The sequence below is a fragment of the Blautia massiliensis (ex Durand et al. 2017) genome (assembly GCF_001487165.1).
GTDB classification, from domain to species: domain Bacteria; phylum Bacillota; class Clostridia; order Lachnospirales; family Lachnospiraceae; genus Blautia_A; species Blautia_A fusiformis.
Window position 1 is genome coordinate 2,303,536 of sequence record NZ_LN913006.1, and the last position, 24,357, is coordinate 2,327,892.

General features: G+C 46.4%; 21 protein-coding genes. 8 read left to right on the plus strand and 13 right to left on the minus strand.

Annotated elements, in window-relative coordinates; all coding sequences use genetic code 11:
* Positions 1–19: 19 nt before the first annotated feature.
* The 3 genes from asd to BN3261_RS11575 all read right to left on the minus strand — a co-directional run bounded on the left by asd (position 20) and on the right by BN3261_RS11575 (position 3,395).
* Complete coding sequence (gene asd / locus BN3261_RS11565) at positions 20–1,105, minus strand: aspartate-semialdehyde dehydrogenase (protein WP_015525720.1); 1,086 nt, start codon at positions 1,103–1,105, stop codon at positions 20–22.
* Positions 1,106–1,198: 93 nt separating this feature from the next.
* Positions 1,199–2,578 (minus strand): argininosuccinate lyase, encoded by a 1,380-nt coding sequence (gene argH / locus BN3261_RS11570; protein ID WP_015525719.1) that lies wholly within the window; start codon positions 2,576–2,578, stop codon positions 1,199–1,201.
* A 151-nt stretch (positions 2,579–2,729) separates the two neighbouring features.
* Positions 2,730–3,395 (minus strand): epoxyqueuosine reductase QueH, encoded by a 666-nt coding sequence (locus tag BN3261_RS11575; RefSeq protein WP_059086312.1) that lies wholly within the window; start codon positions 3,393–3,395, stop codon positions 2,730–2,732.
* 129 nt (positions 3,396–3,524) lie between these two features.
* On the opposite strand from BN3261_RS11575, the gene BN3261_RS11580 reads away from it, so the two are divergent.
* Both BN3261_RS11580 and BN3261_RS11585 read left to right on the plus strand, forming a co-directional pair.
* Positions 3,525–4,292: an ABC transporter ATP-binding protein gene (locus BN3261_RS11580; protein WP_044961273.1), complete on the plus strand. Its 768-nt coding sequence runs from the start codon at positions 3,525–3,527 to the stop codon at positions 4,290–4,292.
* A complete protein-coding gene (locus tag BN3261_RS11585; protein ID WP_059086313.1) occupies positions 4,285–5,079 on the plus strand; it encodes an ABC transporter permease in 795 nt (264 codons plus the stop codon). The genes BN3261_RS11580 and BN3261_RS11585 overlap by 8 nt, the downstream gene beginning before the upstream one ends.
* 29 nt (positions 5,080–5,108) lie before the next feature.
* Here the strand turns inward: BN3261_RS11585 and BN3261_RS11590 are convergent, their stop codons facing one another.
* Together BN3261_RS11590 and BN3261_RS11595 are read right to left on the minus strand one after the other, a co-directional pair.
* The gene (locus tag BN3261_RS11590; protein ID WP_235812377.1) at positions 5,109–7,535 is read right to left on the minus strand and encodes a putative bifunctional diguanylate cyclase/phosphodiesterase; all 2,427 of its coding nucleotides are present in this window, start codon (positions 7,533–7,535) and stop codon (positions 5,109–5,111) included.
* A gap of 159 nt (positions 7,536–7,694) precedes the next feature.
* Entirely contained in the window at positions 7,695–8,348 is a 654-nt protein-coding gene (locus BN3261_RS11595; RefSeq protein ID WP_015525717.1) for a DUF3786 domain-containing protein, read from the minus strand.
* A 356-nt stretch (positions 8,349–8,704) separates the two neighbouring features.
* Between BN3261_RS11595 and BN3261_RS11600 the strand changes: the two genes are divergently transcribed.
* Together BN3261_RS11600 and glgD are read left to right on the plus strand one after the other, a co-directional pair.
* A complete protein-coding gene (locus tag BN3261_RS11600; RefSeq protein WP_059086314.1) occupies positions 8,705–9,844 on the plus strand; it encodes a glucose-1-phosphate adenylyltransferase in 1,140 nt (379 codons plus the stop codon).
* 1 nt (position 9,845) lies between these two features.
* Complete coding sequence (glgD, locus tag BN3261_RS11605) at positions 9,846–10,967, plus strand: glucose-1-phosphate adenylyltransferase subunit GlgD (protein WP_015525715.1); 1,122 nt, start codon at positions 9,846–9,848, stop codon at positions 10,965–10,967.
* An 86-nt stretch (positions 10,968–11,053) separates the two neighbouring features.
* Here the strand turns inward: glgD and BN3261_RS11610 are convergent, their stop codons facing one another.
* Positions 11,054–11,764 (minus strand): hypothetical protein, encoded by a 711-nt coding sequence (locus BN3261_RS11610; RefSeq protein ID WP_015525714.1) that lies wholly within the window; start codon positions 11,762–11,764, stop codon positions 11,054–11,056.
* A 170-nt stretch (positions 11,765–11,934) separates the two neighbouring features.
* Positions 11,935–12,933 (minus strand): acyltransferase, encoded by a 999-nt coding sequence (locus BN3261_RS11615; protein ID WP_059086315.1) that lies wholly within the window; start codon positions 12,931–12,933, stop codon positions 11,935–11,937.
* A 234-nt stretch (positions 12,934–13,167) separates the two neighbouring features.
* On the opposite strand from BN3261_RS11615, the gene BN3261_RS11620 reads away from it, so the two are divergent.
* The 4 genes from BN3261_RS11620 (at position 13,168) to rfbD (ending at position 17,432) form a co-directional block, all read left to right on the plus strand.
* Positions 13,168–14,349 (plus strand): MerR family transcriptional regulator, encoded by a 1,182-nt coding sequence (locus tag BN3261_RS11620; protein WP_021976536.1) that lies wholly within the window; start codon positions 13,168–13,170, stop codon positions 14,347–14,349.
* 129 nt (positions 14,350–14,478) lie between these two features.
* The gene (gene rfbA / locus BN3261_RS11625) at positions 14,479–15,375 is read left to right on the plus strand and encodes a glucose-1-phosphate thymidylyltransferase RfbA (RefSeq protein WP_015525711.1); all 897 of its coding nucleotides are present in this window, start codon (positions 14,479–14,481) and stop codon (positions 15,373–15,375) included.
* Positions 15,376–15,468: 93 nt separating this feature from the next.
* Positions 15,469–16,503: a dTDP-glucose 4,6-dehydratase gene (gene rfbB, locus BN3261_RS11630; RefSeq protein WP_021651092.1), complete on the plus strand. Its 1,035-nt coding sequence runs from the start codon at positions 15,469–15,471 to the stop codon at positions 16,501–16,503.
* Positions 16,500–17,432, plus strand: coding sequence for a dTDP-4-dehydrorhamnose reductase (gene rfbD / locus BN3261_RS11635; RefSeq protein WP_059086316.1), 933 nt, complete (start codon positions 16,500–16,502; stop codon positions 17,430–17,432). Before rfbB ends, rfbD begins: the two co-directional genes overlap by 4 nt.
* Before the next feature lie 120 nt (positions 17,433–17,552).
* On the opposite strand, the gene BN3261_RS11640 is transcribed toward rfbD, so the two are convergent.
* The 6 genes from BN3261_RS11640 to BN3261_RS11665 all read right to left on the minus strand — a co-directional run bounded on the left by BN3261_RS11640 (position 17,553) and on the right by BN3261_RS11665 (position 24,307).
* A complete protein-coding gene (locus BN3261_RS11640) occupies positions 17,553–19,178 on the minus strand; it encodes an LCP family glycopolymer transferase (protein WP_022426274.1) in 1,626 nt (541 codons plus the stop codon).
* Positions 19,179–19,397: 219 nt separating this feature from the next.
* The gene (gene glmS / locus BN3261_RS11645) at positions 19,398–21,236 is read right to left on the minus strand and encodes a glutamine--fructose-6-phosphate transaminase (isomerizing) (RefSeq protein WP_059086317.1); all 1,839 of its coding nucleotides are present in this window, start codon (positions 21,234–21,236) and stop codon (positions 19,398–19,400) included.
* Between the two features lie 81 nt (positions 21,237–21,317).
* Positions 21,318–22,706, minus strand: a complete 1,389-nt coding sequence (gene glmM / locus BN3261_RS11650) for a phosphoglucosamine mutase (protein ID WP_059086318.1) — start codon at positions 22,704–22,706, stop codon at positions 21,318–21,320.
* Positions 22,707–22,818: 112 nt separating this feature from the next.
* Positions 22,819–23,202 carry a protein-export chaperone SecB gene (locus BN3261_RS11655; RefSeq protein ID WP_059086319.1) on the minus strand — a complete coding sequence of 128 codons (384 nt, stop codon included), beginning with the start codon at positions 23,200–23,202 and terminating at the stop codon, positions 22,819–22,821.
* A 23-nt stretch (positions 23,203–23,225) separates the two neighbouring features.
* Positions 23,226–23,807, minus strand: a complete 582-nt coding sequence (locus BN3261_RS11660) for a hypothetical protein (protein ID WP_059086320.1) — start codon at positions 23,805–23,807, stop codon at positions 23,226–23,228.
* A complete protein-coding gene (locus tag BN3261_RS11665; protein ID WP_059086321.1) occupies positions 23,771–24,307 on the minus strand; it encodes a hypothetical protein in 537 nt (178 codons plus the stop codon). The genes BN3261_RS11660 and BN3261_RS11665 overlap by 37 nt, the downstream gene beginning before the upstream one ends.
* Positions 24,308–24,357 lie beyond the last annotated feature (50 nt).

A 24,357-nucleotide genomic window follows, 5' to 3' on the forward strand; every position in this document is an offset into this window, starting at 1 on the left:
CCTGTAAAGGATCCAGTTCTTATTTAGCCTGGATATATCCTTTCGCTTTCAGAGTTTCTGCACAGAGAACTGCTCCGCCTGCGGCACCTCTTACTGTGTTATGGGAAAGTCCGATGAACTTGTAATCATAAACAGTATCCTCACGAAGACGTCCTACAGATACTCCCATTCCATTCTCATAGTTTACATCCATCTGTACCTGCGGACGGTTGTCCTCCTCAAGATACTGGATGAACTGCTTCGGAGCGCTTGGAAGCTCAAGCTCCTGCGGAAGTCCCTTAAACTCAACCAGCTTCTGGATCAGCTGCTCTTTGGTAGGTTTCTTGCGGAATTTAACGAATACAGCTGCTGTATGTCCGTTGAGGACCGGAACACGTACACACTGGCATGTGATGACAGGTGTGGTAGCCGGAACGATCACGCCGTCCTCGATCTTGCCCCAGAGTCTTAATGGCTCCTTCTCACTCTTCTCTTCCTCACCACCGATGTACGGAATGATGTTGTGCTCCATCTCCGGCCAGTCCTTGAAGGTTTTTCCTGCTCCGGAAATAGCCTGGTATGTAGTGGCAACTACTTCATACGGCTCGAACTCTTTCCATGCGGTAAGTACCGGAGCGTAGCTCTGGATAGAGCAGTTCGGTTTAACAGCTACAAAGCCGCGTTTTGTTCCGAGACGTTTCTTCTGGAATTCGATAACCTCGAAGTGCTCCGGATTGATTTCCGGAACTACCATCGGAACGTCCGGTGTCCAGCGGTGTGCGCTGTTGTTGGACACAACCGGTGTCTCTGTCTTTGCATATTCTTCCTCGATCGCCTTGATCTCATCCTTAGTCATATCAACTGCGGAAAATACAAAGTCAACAGTAGCTGCAACCTTCTCAACCTCGTGGATATCCATAACAACCAGCTTCTTTACTGCCTCCGGCATCGGAGTATCCATTTTCCATCTGCCGCCTACAGCCTCCTCGTAGGTCTTGCCTGCGCTTCTCGGGCTTGCCGCTACAGTAACCACCTCAAACCACGGGTGATTCTCCAGAAGAGAAATGAATCTCTGACCAACCATTCCAGTTGCACCTAAAATACCGACTTTAAGCTTTTCACTCATAATAAAACTCTCCTCATCTTGTGTCCCTCCATGGCACACATTTGTCTTTTCTGTAAATACTATACCAATTTTTCCTAAAATGCAAGCATTATCTTAATTTTTTTCAAGATATTCTTTATTCTGAGCGATCACCTGCTCCATCACGTCCGGTCCCGGCGCTCCCAGAGTCACACGTTTTTCCACGCAGGTCTTCATACTGATGGCTTCATAGATGTCCTCCTCAAACACAGGACTGATCTCTTTGTACTCGGAAAGCGGAAGCTCATCCAGAGAGATTCCCTTATCCAGACAGAGAAGGACCAGTCTTCCGACGATGCCGTGAGCATCACGGAACGGTACACCGTGGTTAACCAGATAGTCCGCTGCGTCTGTGGCGTTTGTAAAGCCTCTCTTTGCACTTGCCTCCATGTTGGCTTTGTTGAACTGCATAGTGGAAACCATGCCGGTAAACAGGGCGATACAGCCCTTTACAGTGTCGATGGCATCAAAGGTCAGCTCCTTGTCTTCCTGCATATCTTTGTTGTATGCAAGCGGGATTCCCTTCATGGTTGTGAGAATAGATGTCAGCGCTCCGTAAACACGGCCTGTTTTTCCACGGACAAGCTCTGCGATATCCGGATTCTTCTTCTGCGGCATGATACTGCTGCCTGTGCTGTATGCGTCATCGATCTCAACGAAACGGTACTCATTGGAATTCCACAGAATGATCTCCTCTGAAAAACGGCTCAGATGCATCATGATCGTAGAAAACGCACTGAGAAGCTCGATGACATAATCTCTGTCAGATACGGAATCCATACTGTTTCTGGTTGGTGCATCAAAGCCGAGAAGCTCTGCAGTATAGGCACGATCCAACGGATAAGTGGTTCCTGCCAGTGCTCCCGCTCCAAGCGGACAGGTATTCATTCTCTTACGGATATCAAAAAGTCTGTCACGGTCTCTGCGGAACATCTCAAAATATGCGCCTACATGGTGTGCCAGAGTTACCGGCTGTGCCTTCTGAAGGTGGGTAAATCCCGGCATGTAGGTGTGAACATTCTCTTCCATGATCTTCTGCAGGGCAAGAAGAAGGTCCTTCAGCTCCTTATCTGTCTCATCGATCTCGTCGCGGACATAAAGCTTCATATCCAGAGCTACCTGGTCATTACGGCTTCTTCCTGTGTGAAGCTTCTTTCCGGCATCTCCGATACGGTCGATCAGGTTTGCCTCCACGAAGCTGTGGATATCCTCATACTCCGCTGTGATCTCCAGCTTTCCTGCTTCCACGTCTGCAAGGATACCGTCCAGTCCTTCTGTAATCTGCTCCTTTTCTTCCTCTGTCAGGATCCCCTGTTTTGCAAGCATGGCAACATGTGCCTTGCTTCCACGGATATCCTGTCTGTAAAATTTTTGATCAAAGGAAATGGATGCGTTAAAATTGTAAACCAGCTTGTCCGTTTCTTTTGTAAAACGGCCTCCCCATAACTGTGCCATATTGATTCTTCCTCACTTTTCTTTTTTGCGGCAGAACTGTCTTCTCCGGACATACACGAGCTCCGTCTCCCGGACGTCTGCACTTTTCTGTGTTAGTGTAACATATTTTTATAAAAATGCAAAGTTTTTCATAATTATACGTTTGCTGTCTTCAGCCGTTGTTACTGTTCACTCGATTCTCAGTAACCAGCCGTTCTCTGTCCATGGCTTCTTTCTTTGAAAATACACAGCCGCAATAATTCTGCCGGTACAGAGCATGCTCATGAGACAGTTCAATAGAACGCTTGTAGCCATTCTTTTTCTTAAAATCCGAAGTCAGATGTGGCACTTTATAGATTTCTGCCAGCTCCTCGCCAATCTCATTGATCTTCTGTGCATTTTTCAGCGGACTGATACTTAAGGTTGTGGTGAAATAATCATATCCGCCCTCCTTCGCCAGTTTTGCCGCCTCTTCCATCCGCAGACGGTAACACCGAAAGCACCGTTCTCCTCCTTCCGGAACATCTTCCAGGCCTTTGGCCATCTCGTAAAATTCCTTCGGGTCATACCGTCCCTCCACTAGCGTTACCGGATGGACAAATTCCATCTCCCCGATCAGGCGGCGGATCTCAGCCACGCGGTGTGAATATTCCTCCACCGGTGCGATATTGGGATTATAAAAAAATATCGTGATTTCAAAATACTGCGACAGATATTCCATCACATAGCTGCTGCATGGCGCACAGCAGGCATGCAGAAAAAGTCTGGGGGTTTTCCCTTCTTTCTGGTTTCTTTCAATCAGTTTATCCAGTTCTTTCTGGTAGTTTCTCTTGTTCAATGTTTGTAATTCCTTTCTCTATGACCGTTTTCAGGCAGACATCAAAGTATGCATCTCTGCCATTGGCCTTCTCATGTTTCAGACATATGATAATATTATACCATTATCTACGAAAAGGAGGCAACATCCATGAATCCTGTCCTGAAAGTGCGGGACGTGTGTCTCTCCTATCACACATTGTCCGGTGAGACACCCGCCCTTTCTCATATATCCTTTGACCTGATGCCCGGTGAATTCCTGTCCATTGTAGGACCTTCCGGATGCGGAAAATCCACTCTTCTGAATCTCATTGCCGGCCTGCTCACTCCGGAACACGGTTCCATTACTCTGGGAAACCGTCCGGTATCCTCCGGCAGTGCCGCTGTAGGATATATGCTCCAGAAGGATCATCTTCTGGAATGGCGGAGCATCTACAAAAACATCCTTCTCGGCCTGGAGATCCGGAAAGAGCTCACACCTGAAAAGCTGGCACATGCAGAAGCCCTTCTTCAGACCTACGGTCTGGACCGTTTCCGTGATGCCCGCCCTTCCCAGCTTTCCGGCGGTATGCGCCAACGTGCCGCTCTGATCCGGACCCTGGTGCTGGAACCGGAGCTCCTTCTTCTGGACGAACCATTTTCCGCTCTGGATTACCAGACCCGCTTAAATGTCAGTGATGATATAGGAAAAATCCTCAAAAGCTCCGGCAAGCCTGCGATCCTGGTCACTCACGATATCTCCGAAGCCATCAGTATGGCCGACCGGGTACTGATCCTTTCTGCACGTCCTGCCACTGTACGAAAGATCATTGATATCGATCTGGATATCAGCGACCGCACTCCCCTCTCCTCCAGAAATGCTCCGGATTTTAAAAAATATTTTAACATCATATGGAAGGAGCTCAATGAAAATGCCTGAAATTTCCAGACAGCAGAAACAATATCTTGCACGGCAAAAAAAAGAAAAAAACATTATCCTGGCTGCACGGACACTTCTTTTTGTTCTGTTTATGGGACTTTGGGAAATATCCTCTGATCTTGGATGGATCGATTCCTTTATCTTCAGCAGTCCTTCCCTGATCGCAAAGACCTTTCTTTCCATGTGCAGGGATCAGTCCCTGTTTGCACATATTGCCGTGACACTGGCAGAAACTCTTGTCAGTTTCTTTTTTGTTGTGATCCTAGGTGTAGGAACCGCAGTACTTCTCTGGTGCTCCCGACGGATCGCACGGATCCTGGAGCCATGTCTGGTGGTACTGAACAGTCTCCCGAAATCTGCTCTGGCCCCTCTTCTGATCGTATGGCTTGGTGCCAACGAACGTACCATTGTGGTCGCCGGCATGTCTGTAGCCATCTTCGGCTCCGTTATCAATCTGTACTCCGGCTTCTGCCAGGCAGATCCGGAAAAGCTGAAGCTGATCGAAACTCTGGGGGGACACAAAAAGGAAAAGCTTCTGAAGATCGTCCTGCCCTCCTCCGTTCCTCTTATCCTGAGTGTGATGAAGGTCAACATCGGGCTTTGCCTGGTGGGCGTGATCATCGGAGAATTTATCGGTGCCCGAAAAGGCCTGGGATACCTGATCATTTACGGAAGCCAGACATTCAGACTTACATGGGTCCTGATGTCCATTGTGATCCTCTGCATCATTGCCATGCTGCTATATTTTGCACTTTATCTTATTGAAAAACAGGTCCGGAAACATTAGCTGTAAAAAGGGCGTGTAAAAATGATCTCTCATTTTTTACACGCCTCTTTTGCTCTTATAACCTTTGTTTCAAAGTTTTCCCACGGCAAAGGCCGTGCATAATAAAAGCCCTGGATCTCATCGCAGCTCAGGCTTCGCAGGATCTCCACCTGTTTTGCTTTCTCCACGCCCTCGGCAAGAACCTTCATTCCAAGGCTGTGTGCCAGCGAAATGGTATGACGAATCACCTGCTGCCCACGAAAATTCTCTATGTAATCGATCAGACTTTTATCCAGCTTCAGAGTATCGAATGGCAGCTGGTTCAGGCTTGTCATAGATGAATAGCCGGAGCCAAAATCATCCATATGCAGCTCGAATCCTGCATCCACCATCTTCTCTATGAGCTTACTGATCCGATCATTATACAACGCAGCAGTTTCTGTCAATTCAATGGGAACAGAAGAAAACGGAATGCCATTTTCTTCCACGATCTTCACATAACGACAGATCATATTATCGTAATGGATACTGGCACGTGACAGATTCACCGAAATCGGAAGTATCTTTTTCCCTGATCTTATACGTTCCCCCTGGATGCTGCATACCTTTCTGAAAACATATTCATCAAGGCGTACGATCAGACCATCCTTCTCAAAAAGAGGGATAAATTCTCCCGGCGAAACCATAGTTCCTTCCGCTCTCTTCCAGCGCACCAGTGCCTCCGCCCCAACGATCTCTTCTGTCTCCACACTGTATTTCGGCTGCAGGTAGACTACGAATTCTTCATTGCGTATAGCCTCCACGAAAGCATTCTCCATCTGTCCGTTACGGATATGCCTCTGTCTCATCTCATCATCATAAAAAGCAATCTGGTGCTCATAGTCATCCCGGATACTCTTCATGGCCAGAAAAGCCCTGTCACAGATCAGGGTAAAAGGCAGTGTCTTATCCACATTCTCATAAACCCCATAGTTGACCACCAGATTAGGAATCGGCGCTCCGCTCTCGACCCTGTGGATAAATTTCTCCATATCTGCCCTACGGATCTCTTTCTTTCCATATATGATGGCTACAAACTGGTCTCCTCCATATCTGCCCACCGTCCCGTAGCGAACCTGATTTCTATACGTATCTCCCAGATAGGTAAGAACCTGATCACCGGTCTTCTCTCCATAGGTTCCGTTGATCCATTTAAAGTTCTTTATATCTGCCACCACCACATGAAAATCCTGATTCGTATTAAAGCGCATCAGCGTCTTTGCATGATGGAAAAAGGCCTGTCTGATATAAAGCCCTGTAAGATCATCATATTCCAGAGCTGAGAGTACCATCACGGACTCTCTCAGCTTGATCACATTGTTGATCTTACTTTTTAATATACGGACATTATACGGTTTCCGTACAAAATCCACTGCTCCCAGTTCCAGACATCGCACCTCATCCTCCAACCGGTTACTTCCGGTTATGATGATCACAGGCACAGAGGTCAGCATCACATCATCACGGATCAGCTCCAGAAACTGAAATTCATCACATACCGGCACACTCATATCAAGAAGAATTGCAGAAAGGGTTTTGTAATTCTCAGACAGACGCTTCATCCCCTCTGCTTCATTCATCGCAGTGATAACCTCAAAACTGCCCTCCAGATGTTCTGTAAGCGCTTTCCGATCCGTCTCGTCATTCACTACAATAAGAAGTTTTCTTCCGGATGCTGTTCCTCCTGGTTCCAGTACGGCCTCCATCTCACTGTACCGTACATCCATATCCTCATTGGCAAAAGCAAACACCACGGCCTGAAAATCCTCAGCCGTTCCTACCCTGGCACATTTCACATAGAAATATTCAATCCTCCCGTTGCTTCGGCGTACACGATAATGTACCATCAACTGGGGAATCCTTGTAAGACGTTGGCATATCTTCTCAAAATCCATCATCTGATGCATCCGGATCCTGTCCTCTGCCGCAACAATGCTCTCAATATAAATATCCATGATCTTCTCATAGGATTCATCACTGCGAAGTCCCTCCTCCACATAAGCTCCACTCTGCCCCTGGAAGCGGCATACCTGGACCTTATGAGTCTCTCTGTCAACAGAGTAGATATTGATAAAATTTTTTCCGAGAACATTAATGATCCCCATAAGAAGCGGATTCTCCATCATTCCGCTGCTGATCTCATCATTCGTCTCTGTATCCGAAAAAACAAGGGCATGTCCTGTCCCGCCGGATTCCAGCGGAATCTCCACAGCATCAACCGAACGCAGGATATTCCGTCCCGGTTCCAGATAGTTCTTCGGACCTTTGATCCCGTTAACGACCGGACAGATCTCACAGGGAGTTTCTCTGTTTCTCAGACAGTGATAGCATTTCTCGCCCCTCTTCAGCTGCGGATAGATCTCACGTGCTGCCAGGTTATAGCTGATAATCTTATAATCCTCATCTATGACATACATTCCCGATGCATTTTTCCCCACGAGCATCACCTCCGGATTCGTAAATTTCTCATAGATCCTTCGTGACAGTTACTGTCTCAAAATCCTTAAATATTCCTTCATTATATACGATTTTTCTGATAACTGCAATTATCTTTCGTATTATTTATTTTTCATATTGGTTTTATTATATTTCGGTTATCAGCGCATCTGAAAAGATTTCCCCCTGAGCGGAACCCCGGCAAGCTCCGCAAGCCTTTTGATCCCGGAATCTGCTATGGATACCGCACTCTCCACATGATTGAAATCTGTGGCACTGTAATCAAACAGGATATTTCCCTGTGCTTCAAACTCCTCGTCCCGTTCCCAGAAAAAGAATCTCATAGGCATACAGTCAAAGGCCCTGATCTCATATCCCACATCACCCTGGGGCAGTTCCCTGCCGTCAAGCTTCTGAAACGCCTCCCTCAATTCCTTTTCATGGCCGGAAAATGTAGCACTGAACACGTCCGTCTCTCCGATCTGATACGCCGGTGCAAATGGTCTTGCATTCCTGAGATCTGCAAAAGGGACCCACTTATCCATAATAAAAGCCCCCTCTTTCGCATACCCCAGAAGCGTATAAATATTCAGCATCTCCGTAGTATCCGGTTCTCTCTGTCCATCCAGGCTCCGGATACTGCCGTCTTCCAAACTCACCCCATATCTTCTTCCGAAATGAATGATCGTGAGAAACCCGTTTTCTTCCTTCAGTTCCGGCACCCGTTTATGCAGATCTGCCTGATCCATCTTCAAAAAGCGTTGTGCCCACTCTTCACATAGTTTTACATAGTTGGAAATTCTTTCTTCTTTCATCCTGTCTTCTCCCTGTCTGATATCAATATCCTTTCTCCGCTGTATTCCGGACTTTTTTTACAGAATACACTGCTTTCACATTTTCCGCAAGAATCTTCGCCGATGTATCCGAAATCCGGCTATTTTCAGTGTTACTGTTTTTTCAGCATCCCGGAACCTTCTTAAACGTTTCTTTTTTTCGACAGATCATCCATCAATTTTCCCAAATTCGTCTAATTTCTCAATATAAAAATAACGTTTTTTTGCACAAAAAACTGGATTTCCTTTTTCGAAAGGTGTATAATATTAACAAAGTTTATTGTTTTTATGGTTAAAGACACCTGGCAGTAAACAAGAAATGAAAGTGAGGATTCGCCATGAAACAAAACAGTATGTTAGCAATGATCCTGGCCGGTGGAAGAGGAAGTCGTCTTCACGAGTTGACGAATAAAGTTGCCAAGCCAGCCGTTGGTTATGGCGGTAAATACCGTATCGTGGATTTTCCGCTCAGTAACTGTGCCAACAGCGGCATTGATGTCGTAGGTGTACTGACACAGTATGAATCAGTTTTACTGAACAGCTATGTAGCAGCCGGTGGCCGCTGGGGCCTTGATGCCAAGGACAGCGGAGTTTATGTACTTCCTCCACGTGAGAAGGCTGATGCCGGTCTGGATGTATACCGTGGAACAGCTGATGCGATCTCTCAGAATATTGATTTCATCGACTCACAGAACCCGGAATACCTTCTGATCCTTTCCGGTGACCATATCTATAAGATGAATTATGCAAAGATGCTTGATGACCATATCCAGCATAAGGCAGATGCGACTATTGCAGTTATCGAGGTTCCCATGAAGGAAGCCAGCCGTTTCGGTATCATGAACACCGGTGAAGATGACCGCATCGTGGAATTTGAAGAGAAACCGGAACACCCGAAGAGCAATCTTGCCTCCATGGGTATCTACATATTCAACTGGAAGCTTCTGCGCAAGCTCCTGCTGGCAGATATCAAAAATCCGGATTCCAATCACGATTTCGGTAAAGACATCATCCCTACACTCCTTGCACAGGACAAGGCGCTCTACGCCTACAAGTTCAAAGGCTACTGGAAGGATGTAGGAACCATCGATTCCCTCTGGGAAGCGAACATGGATCTTCTCAGTCCTAACAGTGAACTGGATCTTAACGATCCTACCTGGAAAATCTACACTGAGGATGCTACCTCTCTTCCACAGTATATCTGTGATACCGCTGTGATCAACACTGCTTTCATTACTCAGGGCTGTGTTGTAGAAGGTGAGATCACCAACTCCGTACTTTTCACAGGCGTCAAGGTCGGTCCTGGTGCCAAGATCATCGACAGTGTCCTGATGCCGGGTGTTGTTGTTGAAGCAGGTGCCGTTGTCCAGCGTGCTCTCGTTGCAGACGGAGTCGTGATCGGTACCAATGCTCGTGTCGGTTCCAAGGACAGTGAGCACATCGAACTTGTATCAAAACGTGTAAAGGGGGCTGAGTAATATGTTTAAAGCATTTGGAATCGTGAATTCCTCAGAAAGAAATATCCATGTGGAGGGGCTTCAGGACTACCGTGCGATCGGCGCCTTTTCATTTCTCGGAAGATATCGTGTCATCGACTTCCCGATCTCAAATATGACCAACAGCGGAATTGAGTACATTCAGGTCTATGTAAAGAACAAACCCCGTTCTCTTGTAGAACATCTCGGAACCGGACGTCACTACAACATCAACTCCAAGAGCGGTAATCTCCAACTCCTCTTTTCAGAGCATTCCGGAGTCAACGATATCTATAACACCGATATCGACAACTACTACTCCAATCTGGAGTGCATCGAAGCAGTTCATTATCCGTATGTTGTTATCGCTCCGAATTACATGATCTACACCACCGACTATTCCAAGCTGATCGATGCCCATATCGAATCCGGTGCAGATGTGACCATGCTTTATCATTCCGTTGATAATGCCAAGGAGAACTATCTGAACTGCCACATCCTGAACCTGAACCGTCAGAAGGGTGTTCTCTCCATTGAGCACAACCACGGCAATGCAAAGAACCGCAACATTTTCATGGATACCTACGTAATGAGCAAGGAGCTTTTCATCAGCCTCATCCATAAGGCAAAAGAGATCTCCTCTCTTTATACCCTTGCAGACGTGATCAATGCCGGCTGCAGAGACGGTGAGCTGGATGTGCGTGGTATATCTCATCGCGGATATTTTGCATCGATCACTGATTTCAAGAGCTATCACGATGCAAATATGGATCTGATCGACTACAAAACTGCAACCGATCTTTTCCATGATAACTGGCCGATCTATACACGCACCAACAACTCCTGTCCGACCCATTATTTTGACACAGCCAATGTTTCCAACTCCGTTATCTCCAACGGCTCCATGATCGAGGGAACTGTAGAAAATTCCATTGTCGGACGTGGCTGTACCATCAAAAAGGGCGCTGTTATCAAGAACTGTGTCGTTCTTGCAGACTGTACCATCGGTGAGAATGTCCATATCGAAAATCTGGTGGTAGACAAGCATGCCAAGATCACGCATGCCAAGGAGATCATCCGTCCTGCGGATGAGCCTGGCTACATCAAACGTAACGATACACTGTAATATTCATATATAATAAGGCCTCCGGTTCCTGTGTTACGAACCGGAGGCCTTATTTATCTCTGTACTCAGCTAAACATATGGATCCATCATTTCAGAACAGACTGGATCCATTTCAACGCATTCTCTTTATTCTTCACATTACCCGGAAGGCAGATGCACACCGGATCATATCTCAGGCCAAAGTCCTGAGCAACACTACTGCTGCCGTCAAGCTCCAGATGCTGATCATCCACAGCGCCCAGAGACTCAAACACCTCATCTCCAAACGTTTCCCTGAGATTTGCATACATTCCGCTATCTTTCTCATGTTCATAGAGTTCCTTCGGCATGATCAGGACATCAACGGTAGCACTCTGGATTTCCGTCACATATGCGATCCTGGCATAGTAATCAAAATCCTCTCCTGTCTCGTCCGTCATCAGATTCTGCGCCACACTGACTTCTGCATATTTATCCTCTGTTCCCAGTGTCTTCAAAACATCCTCTTCCACCTTCTCAGAGTCATAATTCCCTGCATTCACCACCGCAATGGAAAGCACCGTCTTCATCTGTGCGTGACGATAAATATTCACTCCCAGACAGACTCCGCCAATGGCAAGAAGCACGCACAGCATATGTATCTTATAATACATCCAGATATACTGAATCTTCTTACCTGTTCCCATTCCCTTCAGTTTCTCTCTTTCGATCCGGCGGCGTTCCTTCTTCGTCAGATCAGTTTCGTTGGGCATCTCCGGATTCAGTACACTCTCATCGTGTCCGTCACTGCCGGCCTCCGCTCTGTTTTGTAAATCCATAAAAATCTCCTTTTTCTTTCATGTCTCAGTATTTTTTACCCTGAAGCGGGATATTCCAGTCGCTTTCCCCACATCCTCCGGGTGGGTGCTGTGACTTATCAATAAAGGATATTTTAGCATATTTTGGTACAAAATCACAGCGCATAAATATGAAAATACCATAAACTCTTCTATTTCCGGCAGATCTTCATTCCATATCCATACATTACCGCCACAGCAGTCACAAGAACACAGACCATCACCGGTCTCATCCACAGATATAAAAGATTTTTCTCAATTCCAGCTGCCACAGCCACATCCTTCAGGATATCAGCCACGCAGAGATGGAACAGATAAATAAAAAACGCATATTTCTGACCGATGGCTGCCGGAAGCTCGGGCACTTTCCGATTCTTTCCCATGATCGCAATGAGAAAAAGACCAACAGCCATAGATACTGACCCCAGAAACAATTCCAGTTTGCCAAAATACCGGTATTCCAGCAGACTTGCGATCCCGCCGCCAGCTGCCATGCCATACAAAAGAAGCACTTTTTTTCCGGCAAACCAGGCTTCCAGCTTTTCCTGATGTCTGTGTATCAGATGTCCCAACATAAAAAACGGAAATCCGGTAAACAGATAGTTTCGAAACTGCATAACACGGAAATGCTTTTCCGGGAACAGGAAGGTCGAAAATTCCTCCATTCCGAAATGGATCAGAAGAAGCACCGGTATCAGAACATATACCTGCTTACAAATCCGGAATCTTGCTGCCAGGGCAAAAAGAAGATAACAATAGAGCAGTGCCGGGAGAAACCACAGATGCCATTTCACCTGAGAGCTGTTATTATATAGAAGAAACTGGCGGATATGTTCCCCCGAAACCAGGGCTTCCAGCCATTCCTTCTGGCTTGCTCCGTCGATGTGGTTCTGGATCAGCTCCCACAGACAGCAGACCGGAAATGCCACAAGCATCAGCTTCAGAACATGCCGGATCTTTTTTCCGGTTCTTATAAATTCCGTATCATCGCCACGGAAACAAAAATATCCGGATACCATAAAAAACACAGGTACTGCAAATCTGGCAAGTACATTGGCTATAATTCCGGCATTTCCCGGAAAATGGACGTGAAGAAGCACAACTGCATAAGCACAGATTGCCTTTACCATATCCAGAGTACGGTTTCGCATAAAAATTACTCCTTTTTATATCGAACGCTTATCCCGGAAATATGATTCCGGGGTTCCCTTTTTTTCGAAACGATATACTAACAAACCAGCAGAATTTTGTCAATGCTGTTTTTCTCCTGTACGGTTTGCTCTTATACGTTTTACTCTTGTACGGCTTCCGGATCTGAATTATAATTCTTTTATGACTTCTATGACAGGATGTTTGTTATTTCCTCAGAAAGGATTCTATTTTTTATGAAAAAAGACGGCTACTATTCTTCCGGCGAATTTGCACGCATGGCACACGTAACTCTGCGTACTGTCCGCTATTATGATAAACAGGATATCCTGAAACCCTCTCTCGTCACCGAATCCGGCGCACGTTTTTATACAGATGAGGATTTTGCAAGGCTTCAGCAGATCCTCCTTCTGAAATACCTGGGCTTTTCCCTGGATGACATCCGTGAAATGACCATCGGTGATTCCGATTATCATTTCATGCTGAATTCTCTGAATATCCAGCTTCGTCTGGTCCGTGACCGGATCGAACAGATGCAGCTGGTGGAAAAAGCGATCCAGGATACCGCACAGATGATAAAGGAACAGCACACCATTGACTGGAGCCAGATGCTGAACCTGATCCACCTGACCGGCATGGAAAAAAGCCTCAAGAATCAGTATCAGAATGCCACCAACATTTCCTCCAGGATCAACCTCCACAGCCTGTACTCCCAGAACAAACAGGGATGGTTTCCCTGGATCTTTGAGCAATGCCGGATCTCACCCGGTCTTCGTATTCTGGAGCTGGGCTGCGGGGACGGAACGTTATGGACCGACAATCTTTCCCTTCTGCCGGAGGATATCTCCATCACACTTTCCGATATTTCCAGCGGTATGCTCCGCGATGCCAGACGAGCCATCGGTTCCTCGGATACCCGGTTTGCATTCCGGGCCTTTGACTGCAGAAAAATCCCCTGCAAGGACGAAAGCTTTGATCTGGTGATCGCCAATCACGTGCTTTTTTACTGCGATGATATTCCTTCCGTCCTGAAGGAAGTCCGCCGTGTCCTCGCTCCCGGCGGAAGATTTCTCTGCAGTGCTTACGGAAAGGCACATATGCAGGAGGTCAGCCAGCTGGTGCAGGATTTTGATGAACGGATCGTGCTTTCCGCAGACCGGCTTTATGAACGGTTCGGACGTGAAAACGGTCAGAGTATCCTAGCGCCTTTTTTCCCAAAGGCTCAGTGGCTTTCTTATGAAGACTGCCTTCTGGTCCAGGATGCGGAGCCGCTGATCTCCTACGTCCTCTCCTGCCACGGCAACCAGAATCAGTATATATTGGACCGTTACAAGGAATTCCGGGCCTACACCGCCAGAAAAACTGCCAAAGGATTCCGCATTACCAAAGATGCCGGCGTATTTCTTTGTGAAAAATAGCCAAAAATAAAAAATATGAAAAAAGCTCTTGAAGGTGACCTTGCGTCACCTTTTATAATACAGTTACAGTAACAAAGTTATGTGCAGGCACGACTTATGCTGCACATCATCACGCAAAGGAGAAAACATATGAAAGGAATTATTTTAGCCGGAGGCTCCGGAACACGTCTTTACCCACTTACCATGGTGACCTCCAAACAGCTTCTGCCGATCTTTGACAAACCGATGATCTACTATCCTATGTCTGTTCTTATGAACGCAGGCATCCGTGATATCCTGATCATCTCCACCCCGCAGGATACCCCGAGATTTGAGGAGCTTCTCGGTGACGGCCATCAGTTCGGTGTCAACCTTACCTATGCTGTACAGCCAAGCCCGGACGGACTTGCTCAGGCATTTATCATCGGCGAGGAATTCATCGGCAACGACACCGTATGTATGGTCCTTGGTGACAACATTTTCGCAGGACATGGCCTCAAAAAGCGCCTGAAAGCTGCTGTAGACAACGCAGAAACAGGCAAAGGTGCCACTGTTTTCGGATACTATGTAGATGATCCGGAGCGTTTCGGCATCGTGGAATTCGACCAGAACGGAAAAGCGGTTTCCATTGAAGAGAAACCGGAAAAGCCCAAAAGCAACTACTGTGTAACCGGTCTCTACTTCTACGACAACAAGGTTGTAGAGTACGCAAAAAATCTGAAGCCAAGCGCAAGAGGCGAGCTTGAGATCACAGACCTGAACCGTATCTACCTTGAGAAAGGACAGCTGAACGTTGAGCTTCTGGGCCAGGGCTTCACATGGCTGGATACCGGTACACATGAAAGCCTTGTAGAGGCAACCAACTTCGTAAAAACCATGGAGCAGCATCAGCACCGCAAGATCGCATGCCTTGAGGAGATTGCTTACTTAAACGGCTGGATCACAAAGGAGGACGTGCTCAAGGTTTACGAAATCCTTAAGAAAAACCAGTATGGCCAGTATCTCAAGGATGTTCTGGATGGAAAATATCTGGACGCGCTTCACTAAGCCGATCTGATTTTCCGACACTGAATTTACCTGCGGACTCCGTTTCGACGGAATCCGCATAAGATCAATCATTTATTATAAAGGAGATTTTTTATGACAATCATCGTTACCGGCGGCGCCGGATTTATCGGAAGCAACTTTATTTTTCATATGATGGAGGCTCATCCGGATTACCGTATCGTATGCCTGGACTGCCTGACCTATGCCGGAAACCTTTCCACTCTTGCACCGGTCATGGACAAACCGAACTTCCGCTTTGTAAAGGAAAGCATCACAGACCGTGACGCTGTTTACAAGCTTTTCGAGGAGGAGCATCCTGACATCGTGGTAAACTTCGCAGCTGAGAGCCACGTAGACCGTTCCATCGAAAACCCGGAGGTATTCCTTGACACCAACATCAAGGGTACTGCTGTTCTCATGGATGCCTGCCGTAAATACGGAATCCAGCGTTATCATCAGGTTTCCACAGACGAGGTTTACGGAGATCTTCCTCTTGACAGACCGGACCTCTTCTTCACAGAGGAAACTCCGATCCATACAAGCAGCCCGTACAGCTCCTCCAAAGCAGGTGCTGACCTTCTTGTTCTCGCATACCACAGAACCTACGGCCTGCCTGTGACCATCAGCCGCTGCTCCAACAACTACGGCCCGTATCACTTCCCGGAAAAGCTGATCCCGCTGATGATCGCCAACGCTTTGAACGACAAACCACTCCCGGTTTACGGAAAGGGTGAAAATGTCCGCGACTGGCTCTATGTTGAGGATCACTGCCGTGCCATCGACCTGATCATCCACAAAGGACGTGTAGGCGAGGTTTACAATGTAGGCGGACATAACGAGATGAAAAACATCGATATCGTAAAACTGATCTGCAAGGAGCTTGGCAAACCGGAAAGCCTGATCACACATGTAGCAGACCGTAAAGGCCATGACATGCGCTACGCTATCGACCCGACCAAGATCCACAACGAGCTTGGATGGCTTCCTGAAACAAAATTCGCAGACGGAATCAAAAAGACCATCAAATGGTACCTTGACAACAAGGAATGGTGGGAAACCATCATCTCCGGCGAGTATCAGAACTACTACGAAGAAATGTATGGAAACCGCGAGGAGGTTAAAGCATGAAATTTTTCGTAACAGGTGTTGGCGGCCAGCTTGGCCATGACGTAATGAATGAACTGTCCGGCCGTGGATATGAAGGCGTAGGAAGTGACATTGCTCCTTCCTACAGCGGCATCGCTGATGGTACTCCTGTTACCACCATGCCTTATGTGCAGCTTGATATCACAGATAAAGAAGCGGTAGCAAAAACCATCCGTGAGGTAAAGCCTGATGCAGTAGTACACTGTGCCGCATGGACAGCCGTAGATGCTGCAGAGGACGAGGAAAACCGTGAGAAGGTACGTCTTGTCAATGTTGTAGGAACACAGAACATTGCGGACATCTGCAAGGAGCTTGGCATCAAGATGATGTATATTTCCACAGACTACGTTTTTGACGGCCAGGGAACCACACCATGGGATCCGGACTGCAAGGACTACGCTCCACAGAACGTATACGGTCAGACCAAGCTTGACGGTGAACTGGCAGTATCCGGCACTGTAGATAAATTCTTTATCGTACGTATTGCATGGGTATTCGGCAAAAACGGCAAAAACTTTATCCGTACCATGGTAAATCTGGGAAAAACCCATGACAAGCTTACCGTAGTCAGTGACCAGATCGGAACTCCGACCTACACCTACGACCTTGCACGTCTTCTGGTAGACATGGTCGAGACAGAGAAATACGGCTACTATCACGCAACCAACGAAGGCGGCTTCATCAGCTGGTATGATTTCACTAAAGAGATCTTCCGCCAGGCTGCTGCCCTCGGCCACAAGGAATACGAAAAAGTAGAGGTATCTCCTGTCACAACTGCAGAGTACGGCGTTTCCAAGGCTGTACGTCCATTCAACAGCCGCCTGGATAAATCCAAGCTTGTAAAAAACGGCTTCCAGCCACTTCCAACATGGCAGGATGCCCTGGAAAGATATCTGAAAGAGATCCTGTAAAAAAAAATCCATCGGTGATCGCCGGTGGATTTTTTTCGTTCTGTTTCTCATGAAAAAACAGCCGGTGGAAAGCTTTACGCTTCCCCGGCTGTTCTTATGCTAAAATTTAATAATTTTATCTTACTGCTGTGCAACAGTTCCGTCTGCACTCTGGGCATCTGCTGTGCCATTCTGTGTGGCATCTGCAGTCTCACCCTGCGCTTCTGCTGTACTTCCCTCTGCAGCTGCCTGTGCATCATTATCCGTAGCTACTGCCGCTGATGTTGCACTGTCTGCCTCCTCCTGGGAAACAGTCTCTCCGTCACGAACCTTCTTCATCATGGCCTCCGCCTTCTGAACGGTAGACTCATCCGGAATCATAACGTAAGCCTTCTGGCTCATAGAATACGGCTTCTGTGTGTCACCGGTACCATTTACACTGTAGCTTACGATGTTCCAGTCACCACCGTTGTTCAGCTGCTGCTGGAGCAGTCTGGCGATCTCCTCGTAGGAGATATTGGTCTCAAAGCATCCCTGGATGCTGGAAAGAACAGAAGAATAATTCTTCAGAAGCTCCGGTGAAAGAGCCTTGTTGATCACACCCTTGATCACTGCCATCTGGTTCTTGCCACGCTGACGGTCGCCCTCTTTAAAGGCATAACGCTCACGGCTGAATACCAGAGCCTGCTCACCGTTCAGGTAGTTCTCTCCCTGATTGAAGTGATATCCTGTCTCATTCTTGGAATCAAAGTCATAGTCAGAATAAACAGTAACTCCGCCAAGCGAATTGATCAGCTGCTCAAATCCCGCAAAGTTGATACGGAAATAATAGTTGATATCCTCATTATAAAGCATTCCCAGAGTATCCATACATACATTGATACCATAGATACCTGCATGTGTCAGCTTATCTCTCTGTCCGCCTGAAATAGAAAGCGGTACAAAATAATCACGAGGTGTGGAAACCAGAAGCACCTGTCTGGTAGCTGTATTTACCGTAGCAATGATATTGGAATCGCTTCGGCTCTTTGCAACAAGGCCGCTGCGGCTGTCGATACCACTGATAAAGATGGTATATACAGAACCGTCATTGGTACTCTCTTCAGCCTTCGCCTCTGTCTCCTGCGGTTCAATGGTCGTCTCCACCTTCTTCACGGTCAGCTCTTTGATCCTGGAAGAAATATCGGAATATCCATCCATCTCTTCAATAACGCTTAAATATGCGCTGTTCAGCACGATCGCACCTGTCTGTCCGTTCAGAAGACCGTCAACCAGCTCTGTAAGTCCTGCATACTCCTGGACCTGCACAGTCTTGCCTGTCTCGGAATCCACCTCCTGGATAGCCTTGTCCGAATTGGCTCTGTCAAGATCTGTCAGCACACCATACACATAATCTGCTGTAGCCTCTATGGAATCTGCAGAATCATCTGCACGGACATAAATGCCGACCTCCGTAACCTCTGTGTTCACACCGGAAATCCCTGCCAGTGTGGAATGTGTCTTATAAACATACATACTTCCGAGAATAAATACTGCTGCAAAAACTGCTGCCAGGATCACTCCCACTACAAATCTTATCTTACCATCCGTACTCCATACAAGCGCTCCGACGATCACGATCAGGACCAGCATTACCAGTCCGATCACTGCAATGAACTTCGTCGGGATCACCTTCATATTCAGAAGCATGACCGCAAATACGATCGCTGTGATCAGAACCACAAGCGTCACGATCAGCCCTGGGATATGTTTTCCCATTTTTCTCATATGCAATCCTCCATTTTTGATGGTACAGAGAATATTACATATGGACACCCTCTGTACAGATTCAAATATCCTAATCATTTTACGCTTTTTTACTGATAAAAGCAAGAAATATCGTAAATCGCCAAATGCAAAAACAGTTCCGTGATATCATGATTCTTTTATGCTCTCACGATGTCACGGAACTGCCTCTAAAATGTTCCTTCCATGAAACAGATATCCTTATTCCACGGTAACACTCTTAGCAAGATTTCTCGGCTTATCCACATCCAGACCTTTATTTACACTGACATAGTAACCCAGAAGCTGCAGCGGGATCACTGCCAGAGAAGTTGCAAAATGCGGATCTGTTTTCGGGATATAAACCGTAAAATCTGCAGTATCCTCGATATTATAGTTTCCAAACGTAGTAAGCCCCATCAGATACGCTCCACGGCTTCTGCACTCCACCATGTTGCTGACTGTTTTCTCATAAAGCTCCGGCTGTGTCAGGACACCGATCACAAGAGTGCCGTCCTCGATCAGGGAAATGGTGCCATGCTTCAGCTCGCCAGCCGCATACGCCTCAGAATGGATGTAGCTGATCTCCTTCATCTTAAGGCTGCCCTCAAGGCTGATGGCATAATCAATCCCTCTTCCGATAAAAAAGATATCCTTTGCATTGGCCTGCTTGGAGGCAAACCACTGAAGCCTTTCCTTATCCTCGATGATCCTGCCGATCTTGTCCGGAAGTGTCTTCAGTTCCTTAATGTAGGACTCACACTGCTCCTCTGAGATCTTTCCGCGGACCAGTGCCATCTGCAATGCCAGCACATAGGAAGCGATCAGCTGTGTACTGTACGCCTTGGTGGTAGCAACCGAGATCTCCGGTCCTGCAAGTGTGTAGAATACATGATCCGCCTCTCTTGCAATGGAAGAGCCGACCACATTGACAATAGCCAGCGTGCGGATTCCCTTCTCCTTACATTCCCGAAGCGCAGCCAGACTGTCCGCAGTCTCACCGGACTGACTGATGATCACTGCCAGGCCGTCAGGATCCAGAAGCGGCTTCCGGTAACGGAACTCCGAAGCAAGCTCCACACGCACCGGAAGACCTGCAAGATCCTCGATCACATACTGTGCAGCCATTCCCACATGGTAAGCAGAGCCGCAGGCCACGATATAAACCTGGCTGATGCTGCGGATTCTCTCATCATCCAGACCGATCTCCGTCAGATCCAGCTTGCCCTCCCGGATAACGGAGTTCAGTGTATCTGCAACTGCTTTCGGCTGCTCATGGATTTCCTTCATCATGAAATGCTCAAAACCGGCTTTCTCCGCTGCCTCTGCATCCCACTCAATGATCTTAGGCTCCTTCTCGATCTCCTCACCATCCAGATTGTAAAAAGTGATCTCACCCGGTTTTACACATGCCAGCTCCAGATTTCCGATATAATAAACATTTCTTGTATACTTCAGGATCGCAGGAACATCCGATGCGATATAGGATTCTCCATTCTCCACACCCAGGATCATAGGGCTGTCTTTTCTCGCTACAAAGATCTCTTCCGGATAATCACGGAACATCATTGCCAGCGCATAGGAACCACGGATACGCACCATGGCATGACGCACTGCCTCAACCGGAGATCCGCCGTATTTCTGGTAGTAATAATCCACCAGCTTCACAGCAACCTCCGTATCTGTGGAAGAATAAAAAGAATATCCCCTGCGGAGAAGCTTCTCCTTCAGCTCCTGGTAATTCTCGATAATGCCGTTATGCACAGCTGCCACATTTCCGTTATCACTGACATGAGGATGGGCATTGACCTCTGATGGTTCTCCGTGAGTTGCCCAGCGGGTATGACCGATCCCGCACATACCCGGAACAGATTCACCTGCGTTTGTTTTCTCCAGAAGGACCTTCAGACGGCCCTTCGCCTTAATGATCTCGATATCCTTTTCCCCGTCACGCACTGCGATGCCGGCGGAATCATATCCCCTGTATTCCAGTTTGGAAAGCCCGTCCAGAAGGATGGGTGCTGCCTGATGCCTGCCTGTAAAACCTACAATTCCACACATGATTTTTTTCTCCTCTTATTGCATTTTTATATTCTTCTGACTGCTCCGTTCTTCAGACACCTGCGGTCTGCATCCAGGACATCACTCTGCCACATGCCCCTTCTTACGGACGATCTCAACCACCTGGTCCACATATTTTCTGCAAAGCTCCTCACTCTCTGCCTCAACCATAACACGAAGCAGAGGTTCTGTACCGGATTCTCTCACCAGGATCCTTCCGGTGTCTCCAAGCGCCTCAGCCACACTCTCTACTGCTGCCTGCACATCCACATCTGCCTGCGCTGCTGCCTTGTCATGGACACGCACGTTCTCAAGAACCTGGGGATAGATCGCCAGATCAGCAGTAAGCTCACTGAGCTTTTTCTTCCTTGCCATTATAACTTCCATCATCTTCAGACTTGTAAGGATGCCATCCCCGGTAGATGCATACTTGGAAAAAATAATGTGCCCGGACTGCTCACCACCAATACGGCAGCCATTCTGCATCATATATTCATAAACATATTTATCCCCTACTGCAGTCTTCGCATAATCGATATCAAGAGCATCAAAAGCCTTGTAAAGGCCAAAATTGGACATTACCGTAGTCACAACCGTATTGGTGAGAAGCTTTCCGCGCTCCTTCATATAACGGCCGTACACATAAAGGATCGCATCCCCGCTGACCACATTTCCCTTCTCATCCACACAGAGACAGCGGTCCGCATCTCCATCGTAGGCAAAGCCAACATCCAGCCCCTTCTCCACTACAAGCTTCTGGAGACCCTCGATATGGGTGGAACCGGCATTGTTATTGATATTGGTACCATCCGGCTCAGCATTGATCACATAAGTCTTCGCTCCCAGCGCATCAAAAACCGCCTTTGCGATATTCCATGCACTTCCGTTGGCACAGTCCAGACCAATCCTCATTCCCTTAAAGGAATATACTCCCAGGGAGATCAGATATCCTATGTAACGGTTCCGGCCTGCCGAATAATCCACCGTCCTGCCGATCTCACCGCCCTTTGTAAAAGGAATCTCATGCCATTTCTCTCCGAACAGCTGAAGACGGTCATCCAGATAATCCTCCACCAGAGCGATGATTTCCTCTTCCATCTTCTCACCCTGGCCATTGATCAGCTTAATCCCGTTATCATAATAAGGATTATGGCTGGCAGAGATCATAATACCACAGTCAAAGCCATCGGTACGAGCAACATAAGCCACAGACGGCGTTGTTGTCACGTGGAGAAGATAAGCATCCGCTCCGGACGCCACCAGTCCGCCGACCAGCGAATACTCAAACATATAGCTGGAACGTCGGGTATCCTTGCCGATCACGATCCTGGCCGCAGCCGTCTCCCCCGCTCTTCTGCGCAGCTCATTATAATACCACCCCAGAAAACGCCCGATCTTGAAAGCATGATCCGCCGTCAACGAAACACCCGCCTCCCCACGGAAGCCATCTGTACCAAAATATTTTCCCATTTCTTGCTCTCCTTTGTATGTTAATATTTATAACTTATCTTATATATTGATGTGTCATATAGATTGATCAGAATTCCTTCTGCCATTTCTGTATGCACATCCATAATACTGTTTATTTAATCATCTTATTAATATTGAAAATTGGCATTACGATACTGTTAGTTTCCGGTTGTGATGTTAATAACGATACCTCACTTCGTAAATATGGCATCATAATTGCAACCGCATTCTTATGTATCAAAGTTTCTTTGTCTGATATATTTTCCGCATTCTTTATTTCAAAGAAACCACTCAATACAATTTTAAAAATATATTCTTTATCTTTCTTCCCATTTAAAACTAACGTAACTTTATAATGTTCCTGATTATCATGATCTCTTCCTATCTGTATTTCCAGTCCATAATTAACTTCACTTTCTGTTTTAAATCCCAACCGTTTAAACTCTATTTCATCAAACACGAGATGTTGTAAAATAAGATGACTTTCATATTCCATACGTCACCATCCTCCTAAAAAAACTATGCAGCAAAATTGATCTTTTCTTCAAAACAATAATTCTTGTCCCATATATCCTTTTCAGTAACGGTTTTACAGAATTGTCTGTTATAATTTAGGGCACAGTAATCAATATCTTTCCCATTTTTTACCGTCGTAACTATAATCTCACAATCAAATTTTTCGAATTCCTGTTGATTGATCTTACAACCTCGCAACTTTTCAATATATTTTTGTATATATTCCGAGTGTATCTCGTAATATTCTCCCACATCTGGAAGCATTGATCCCGAAAATGTTTGCGAATCATATTCTTCTACGCCAAGTATATTGCTATTTTCTTCTATAAATGTCTTATAAATTCTTTTACCTAAACGGAAAGTACGTTCCATTGTATTGCGATTTTCCAACATATCTAACAATTCATCAGATTCTATTTTCCGATATATATATATTCCGTTGTAGGAATCATATGTCATAACCAAATATCTATTATTCTTATCATCAATACATACAAAGAGTACAGGTTCTATCCCCACAACCAGTTCCTCTTCTACATATAATTTACCTATTCCCCTGATTTCGTCCCAATATTCTTCTGGCATAGTTCGTCCACCTCTATGATTTTGAATTCACTGCTAGCTGAATCAATTTTATCTTTGAATAAATACCAATTATGATGTGTTTTTCCCTCTTGAAAATCCGCTGGTCCATACTGACATTTCATGATTCCTCTGACTATTCCAAGAGTTGGTCTTCCAGGATTCGGAATATGTAACGCCTTAATCAACTGCATCGGATCTTCATTAACTGAAACACCGCACATTTGAAATGTCGGTTTCCTGACAGGACGATCATACAACTCTGCTTCATCCAGGTTTCCCAGAAAATCATCTCTCTCAATTTTATTCTCTCGATGAATTCCTCTATATACAATTATGTCCGCATATTCTTTGGATATACTTTTAAAAAATTTATCTCTTACCCTTGAGTCTTTTAACATCTCATGCAACTTTGTCGGAAATCGTTTTATATATTCCTCGGATGCCTCTTCCTGCTGTATCTGAACTGTACTTTTCTCCATAAGAACATCATTTTCTAGCATGATCTGTATCTCACCCCTATTTTTTCTTACATTGCTATATATAATTCGTG

Coding starts and splice junctions, on each gene's coding strand:
- asd (WP_015525720.1), bottom strand. CDS start 1,105: ATGAGTGAAAAGCTTAAAGTCGGTATTTTAGGTGCAACTGGAATGGTT.
- argH (WP_015525719.1), bottom strand. CDS start 2,578: ATGGCACAGTTATGGGGAGGCCGTTTTACAAAAGAAACGGACAAGCTG.
- BN3261_RS11580 (WP_044961273.1), top strand. CDS start 3,525: ATGAATCCTGTCCTGAAAGTGCGGGACGTGTGTCTCTCCTATCACACA.
- BN3261_RS11585 (WP_059086313.1), top strand. CDS start 4,285: ATGCCTGAAATTTCCAGACAGCAGAAACAATATCTTGCACGGCAAAAA.
- BN3261_RS11595 (WP_015525717.1), bottom strand. CDS start 8,348: ATGAAAGAAGAAAGAATTTCCAACTATGTAAAACTATGTGAAGAGTGG.
- BN3261_RS11600 (WP_059086314.1), top strand. CDS start 8,705: ATGAAACAAAACAGTATGTTAGCAATGATCCTGGCCGGTGGAAGAGGA.
- glgD (WP_015525715.1), top strand. CDS start 9,846: ATGTTTAAAGCATTTGGAATCGTGAATTCCTCAGAAAGAAATATCCAT.
- BN3261_RS11610 (WP_015525714.1), bottom strand. CDS start 11,764: ATGGATTTACAAAACAGAGCGGAGGCCGGCAGTGACGGACACGATGAG.
- BN3261_RS11615 (WP_059086315.1), bottom strand. CDS start 12,933: ATGCGAAACCGTACTCTGGATATGGTAAAGGCAATCTGTGCTTATGCA.
- BN3261_RS11620 (WP_021976536.1), top strand. CDS start 13,168: ATGAAAAAAGACGGCTACTATTCTTCCGGCGAATTTGCACGCATGGCA.
- rfbA (WP_015525711.1), top strand. CDS start 14,479: ATGAAAGGAATTATTTTAGCCGGAGGCTCCGGAACACGTCTTTACCCA.
- rfbB (WP_021651092.1), top strand. CDS start 15,469: ATGACAATCATCGTTACCGGCGGCGCCGGATTTATCGGAAGCAACTTT.
- rfbD (WP_059086316.1), top strand. CDS start 16,500: ATGAAATTTTTCGTAACAGGTGTTGGCGGCCAGCTTGGCCATGACGTA.
- BN3261_RS11640 (WP_022426274.1), bottom strand. CDS start 19,178: ATGAGAAAAATGGGAAAACATATCCCAGGGCTGATCGTGACGCTTGTG.
- glmS (WP_059086317.1), bottom strand. CDS start 21,236: ATGTGTGGAATTGTAGGTTTTACAGGCAGGCATCAGGCAGCACCCATC.
- glmM (WP_059086318.1), bottom strand. CDS start 22,706: ATGGGAAAATATTTTGGTACAGATGGCTTCCGTGGGGAGGCGGGTGTT.
- BN3261_RS11655 (WP_059086319.1), bottom strand. CDS start 23,202: ATGGAATATGAAAGTCATCTTATTTTACAACATCTCGTGTTTGATGAA.
- BN3261_RS11660 (WP_059086320.1), bottom strand. CDS start 23,807: ATGCCAGAAGAATATTGGGACGAAATCAGGGGAATAGGTAAATTATAT.
- BN3261_RS11665 (WP_059086321.1), bottom strand. CDS start 24,307: ATGCTAGAAAATGATGTTCTTATGGAGAAAAGTACAGTTCAGATACAG.